Here is a 6120-nt window from a genome sequence, read left to right on the forward strand (position 1 = left end):
GATTTTTTCAAAATTCAAATATGAGTCCTATATATCTTAAAAAAAACTTAAACTTATGTATTTAATATCAGAAACAGAAAGGAGAAAGGGTAAGGGTAATCTTTTTCCCTGTTCCCTTATCCTATTAATTAACAACTGAAGTTCATGACTACTCAAAACAAGGTATTTATTCTTCCAACCGTGGAGAACATTGGGAACAAAATTGCGGTCTAAATTTGCAGAATTGGCTATTAGTCAGTGCGTAAACTGTACAATAGGGAAAACTAGTAATTTCTATCTGGGCTGTCTTCAATCTAGAATCCATGATGACAGGTTTAGGTGATTTGGTTTTTAAAGACAACAGCATAGAAAGAAACCTGGGAAAAGCCAGACAAACAGCACCACTAATGATAGTGATTATTACTGCATCGATTAAAACTATAGTAATCACCCCCTTGAAAGATTAGGTAGTAACAATTCATAGTTCATAATTAAACAATGTAGGTAAGTATTCAGCTATAGAAATCGTTCATATCCAGATCCCCGACTTCATCAGATCAATTGATCATTCATTTATGGACACAATAAATAAAAGAAGTCGGGAATCTTATCACCTTACCTGGATTCTTACCAATGTAGAGCCACCTTGTTTTTCAAGTTCTGCATTTTGGTTTTAGATAATTAGGAATTACGCATTATTTGATCATTGGGTAACTGCCCTAATCAAACGAACCATACACAGACAGAACCATAGCATTGAATCTATATAAATTTAGTTTAGCATAAAGTTTTGTTAAAATAGCTGTTGAAGTTGTGCTAGTGTCATGCAGAGTCAGGAAAGCGGATCTGAAATATAGTTATTAAAAAAACAACAAATTTATTAGCCAACTAAATCCTATGTCAAACATACAATCGGCATCTTCAGTATTATCCAACGTCACCGAGCGAGAATACCGAGCCTTACAAAGTCTGGTAGATTACACAAATGTTCAATCACTGCCAGAAATATGGCCTTTAGCCGCCAGAAAATTTGGTAACACTGTTGCTCTCCACAACCCCCATGTTAAACCAGAAGTAAAAATTACCTATTCTCAGCTATCAATGCAAATCCAACGATTTGCAGCAGGATTGCAGATATTAGGGGTAAATATGGGCGATGATGAAAAGTCCAACTACGGTGAACGCATTTCCCTGATCGCCGATAACAGTCCGCGCTGGTTTATTGCCGATCAAGGGATCATGACTGCTGGAGCAGTGAACGCAGTTCGTAGCGCCCAAGCTGAACGGGAAGAACTACTTTTTATTATTGCCAATAGTGGCAGTACGGCGCTAGTAGTGGAAGATATCAAGACATTTAAAAAATTAGAAGCAGGTTTACAAGACTTACCCATTAAACTGGTAGTTTTGCTTTCCGATGAAACACCACCCACAGCAGAAAATTATCGAGTGGTGAATTTTACCCAATTGGTAGATATTGGTAGCAACCAAACTTTAGTAGCACATAAACCAAGCAGTGATACTTTAGCAACCTTAATTTATACGTCTGGGACTACGGGTAAACCCAAGGGTGTGATGCTTTCCCACAAAAACTTGCTGCACCAAGTCAAAACCTTGGGAACAATAGTACAGCCACAACCAGGAGATATAGTTCTCAGTATTCTGCCTACATGGCATAGTTATGAACGTAGTGGAGAGTATTTTTTACTTTCTCAAGGTTGTACACAAATTTATACAAATTTACGCTCAGTCAAAGAAGATTTAAAAGAATTTAAACCCAATTTCATGATTGCCGTTCCCCGCTTGTGGGAATCAATTTATGAAGGAGTACAAAAGCAGTTCCGCAGTCAACCAGCCAATAAACAAAAGCTGATTAAATTTTTACTGGACATGAGCCAGAAATATATTACAGCAAGACGCATTGCCCAAGGATTGAGCTTAGATCATGTTAATGCCTCAGCGATGGAGAAATTCGGGGCAAAAATAGTAGAATTAGGCTTGTCGCCATTTCAAGCCCTGGGAGAAAAATTAGTTTATGCCAAAGTGCGGGAAGCCACAGGTGGCAAAATTAAGCAAGTAATTAGCGGTGGTGGGGCGCTACCGCGACATATAGATAACTTCTTTGAAATTATTGGGGTTGAGATTTTACAAGGCTATGGCTTGACAGAAACTTCACCGGTAACTAATGCTCGTCGTCCGTGGCGAAATCTACGGGGGTCATCTGGCCAACCAATTCCGGGAACAGAAGTAAAAATTGTTGATCCAGAAACAAGACAGCCCCTAACAGCGGGACAGCGGGGCTTAGTGCTGCTCAAAGGACCACAAATCATGCAAGGCTATTACCAAAATCCCGAAGCGACAAAAAAAGTTATAGATGCTGAAGGTTGGTTTGATAGTGGTGATTTGGGTTGGGTGACACCCCAAAATGATTTAGTGCTAACTGGTAGGGCTAAAGATACAATTGTGTTGACCAATGGGGAAAATATCGAACCGCAACCCATAGAAGATGTTTGTTTGCGATCGCCCTACATTGATCAAATTATGCTCGTGGGACAAGACCAGCGCAGCATCGGTGCTTTAATTGTTCCCAACCTGGAAGCCTTGGCAAAATGGGCTGAAAGTCAAAATCTGAATTTAAGTACCCAGAATGATGATATTGACTCAACCGGTCAAAAAATTGACTTAGAGAGTAAAATAATCCAGGATTTATATCGGCAGGAATTGAACCGGGAAGTAAAAAACCGTCCTGGTTATAGAGCCGATGACCGCATTGGACCATTCAAGTTAATTAGCGATTCCTTTTCTATTGAAAATGGCATGATGACACAAACCTTAAAAATCCGTCGTCACGTTGTTATGGAACAGTATCGCGATATTATTGACGGAATGTTTGCCAAATAATTCCACTTGCAAACTATCAGAGTGAACGTGAAAGTTTTATGGATGTCTCCAACCCTCAATTGCTTTTAAAGCGCGTCGTTAACGTCAAAGTTATTGTGACTCCTCTCTGGAAAGAGGAAGTGCAACAGCAATTACAAACACAGATCAATCAACAAGATCAACAACTGCAACAGCTAGATGTTGAAGGACAAAGGGCAGTTAGTGCAATTCAAAAACAAAGTTTACAACCACCAGGACCCCAAACCCTGCAACAAATTGACAATATCCAACTTCAGGTTAATCAAAAGAAAAGTGAATTGCTAGAGCAAAAAAATCAACTACTACAAAACCTTCAGCAAGTGCAGTATCTGGAGTTAGATCAAGAAGTCAACCAATTTCAAATGGAAGGCTTTTTCCGGGTAGAAACAGGTGATAACTTGATTAGCAAAATGCAAGTTGAAATTGTTCTCCGTGATGGCGTTGTCGAAGAAATCCGTGGCGATATCTAAAATTTAAAGGGAACAGGGGAGTCAGGAGTCAGGAGTCAGGAGTCAGGAGGCAGGAGGCAGAAGAAGCAGGGGAGGAAAGGGAAGATGTTTCCCCAATCCCCAATCCCCAATCCCCAGTCCCCAATCCCCAATCCCCAGTCCCCAATCCCCAATCCCCAGTCATTTGATCATCCAAAATCCTCGTAGCAGGATACAATTCGATCTGGAAACAGCTGTTAAAGTCCATAAAATTATTGATTCTGAAACCACCATTATGAGCATTCATGAAGTATTTATGCCGGCGCTAAGTTCCACCATGACGGAGGGAAAGATAGTCTCTTGGGTGAAATCGCCAGGGGATAAAGTGGAAAAAGGCGAAACAGTGGTGGTTGTCGAGTCAGATAAGGCTGATATGGATGTAGAAACTTTCTATGAGGGATTTCTTGCCCATATCATAGTTCCTGCTGGTGAAACCGCCCCCATTGGTGCTGCGATCGCTTACGTTGTCGAAACAGAAGCAGAAATCGAAACCGCTAAAGCTATGGCTGGTGGTGGAAGTGCTGTAGCTGAACCCATACCTGTATCCGCACCCGTAGCCGTGGCCGCAGCCGCAACCGTAGCCACTCCTGCTCCAGCCTCTCAAAATGGCTCTAACCATCGGGAAGATAGGCTGGTAGCTTCACCCCGCGCTCGTAAGTTGGCCAAAGAACTCAGAGTTGATTTAAATAGCCTCAAAGGTAGTGGTCCCTACGGTCGGATTGTCGCCGAAGATGTAGAAACTGCTGTTGGTAAAGTTCAGCAACCTCCTACCCCTGCTATTACCCCAAGTCAACCCACACCACCTCTTCCCCCATCTGCACCACCAGCACCTACAAAACCAGCAACCGCACCCATTCCAGTTGTTACCAGTGCCGCGCCTGGTCAAGTAGTACCATTGACTACGCTGCAAAATGCCGTAGTTCGGAATATGGTGACAAGCCTATCTGTACCTACATTCCATGTTGGTTATGTCATTACCACTGATGGACTAAATAAACTTTACAAACAAATTAAATCTAAAGGTGTAACCATGACGGCGCTATTAGCAAAAGCTGTAGCGGTGACATTGCAAAAACACCCATTACTCAATGCCAGCTATTCAGACCAAGGAATTGTGCATCATGCCAATATCAATATTGCTGTAGCAGTAGCAATGGACGATGGTGGCTTAATTACACCCGTATTACAAAAAGCAGATCAAGCAGATATCTATTCTCTATCACGCCATTGGAGATCTTTGGTAGAGAAAGCTAGAGCTAAACAACTACAACCAGAGGAATACAACACGGGGACATTTACCCTGTCTAACTTAGGGATGTTTGGTGTAGACACATTTGATGCGATTTTACCACCAGGACAAGGTTCAATTTTAGCGATCGCAGCTTCTCATCCACAAGTTGTAGCCACCGCAGATGGTTTATTTGGTGTGCGTCAACAAATGAAAGTTAACATTACCTGTGACCATCGGATTATTTACGGCGCTCATGCGGCAGCATTCTTGCAAGATTTGGCGCAATTGATTGAAACTAACCCTCAATCTTTGACACTTTAAGCAAAAACTTTACAAACTCATAAATCTTAATTTCAGACTTGGAGTTTTTTTAAATTCCAAGTTTTTTTTATCCACAGATATATCCCCGACTTCTTTGAGAAGTCGGGGATCTGCGTATCGCTATGTAGATGTTAAATGTTATCAATTCAAGTTACTCTGAAAGTGAGTGACATCAGTTGGTAAAAAATCAAACAAAAAAATATGACAACAGAACATAGTTTAATTCTGGATATAACAACAGTCTTAACCGCTACCGCACTAGGAGGGTTTTTGTCCCATCGGTTGCGTCAACCTGTGATACTGGGTTATTTAGTGAGTGGTTTTGCTATTGGACCTTTTGGTTTCAAATTATTAAGCAATGTTGATGATATTAAATCTTTAGCAGAAATTGGTGTTGCTTTCCTGCTGTTTGCATTGGGTGTAGAATTTTCTTTAGCAGAACTCAAACGAGTTAAAGAAATTGCCATTAAAGGCAGTTTATTACAAATTGGTTTAACAATTGCCCTAGTAACAATAGTAACCGTCTCCACAGGGTGGGCTTCTGGAATTACAAAAGGCATTTTTTTAGGAGCAGTTTTATCTCTTTCTTCCACAGCAATAGTATTAAAAACACTCACCGAAAAGGGTGAAACTAATACAGTGCATGGGCAAATTATGCTGGCAATATTAATTACTCAAGATTTAGCTTTGGGTGTAATGTTAGCAATACTTCCGGCTTTGCAAAAACCAGAAAATATTGCCACAGCATTAGGCTTTGCTTTAGTCAAAATTGCACTGTTTGTAGTAGTTGCAATTATATTTAGTCGTTGGATAGTGCCGAGCATTTTAAGCAATATTGCAGCCACAGAAAGCAATGAGTTATTTCTGTTAGTTCTAATTGCTCTTTGTTTAGGAGTTGCGTTAATAACTGCACATTTAGGTCTTTCCATTGCTATGGGGGCGTTTGTCGCTGGTTTAATGATATCAGAAATTGATTATGCTGATCAGGCTTTAGCCAAGATTTTACCTTTGCGAGATACATTTGCAAGTTTGTTTTTTGCATCTATTGGAATGCTCATTGATCCGGCTATTCTCATCAGCAATTTTGCTATAATTTTAGAACTTGTGGCTTTGGTTTTATTGGGGAAAGCAGCAATTATTTTCGGAATTGTTTTAAAATTTGGCTACTCTCTCAAAAATGCTATT

Annotated in this window: 4 protein-coding genes; all 4 read left to right on the top strand. The window is 40.5% G+C overall.

Features of this window, described 5'->3' with window-relative positions:
• Positions 1–876: 876 nt before the first annotated feature.
• Positions 877–2877, top strand: coding sequence for a long-chain fatty acid--CoA ligase (locus VB694_RS04915; RefSeq protein WP_323359191.1), 2001 nt, complete (start codon positions 877–879; stop codon positions 2875–2877).
• A gap of 38 nt (positions 2878–2915) precedes the next feature.
• Entirely contained in the window at positions 2916–3365 is a 450-nt protein-coding gene (locus VB694_RS04920; RefSeq protein WP_323359192.1) for a YlqD family protein, read from the top strand.
• 253 nt (positions 3366–3618) lie between these two features.
• A complete protein-coding gene (locus VB694_RS04925; RefSeq protein WP_323359193.1) occupies positions 3619–4935 on the top strand; it encodes a dihydrolipoamide acetyltransferase family protein in 1317 nt (438 codons plus the stop codon).
• 201 nt (positions 4936–5136) lie between these two features.
• Positions 5137–6120, top strand: a 984-nt coding sequence (locus VB694_RS04930; RefSeq protein ID WP_323359194.1) for a cation:proton antiporter, incomplete at its 3' end; no start/stop codon positions are given.

Source organism: Anabaena sp. UHCC 0451, from assembly GCF_034931405.1.
Lineage (GTDB): Bacteria > Cyanobacteriota > Cyanobacteriia > Cyanobacteriales > Nostocaceae > RDYJ01.

Bases quoted from the DNA above. Each gene is read 5' to 3' on its own strand.
- VB694_RS04915 (WP_323359191.1), top strand. From the start codon at position 877: ATGTCAAACATACAATCGGCATCTTCAGTATTATCCAACGTCACCGAG.
- VB694_RS04925 (WP_323359193.1), top strand. From the start codon at position 3,619: ATGAGCATTCATGAAGTATTTATGCCGGCGCTAAGTTCCACCATGACG.
- VB694_RS04920 (WP_323359192.1), top strand. From the start codon at position 2,916: ATGGATGTCTCCAACCCTCAATTGCTTTTAAAGCGCGTCGTTAACGTC.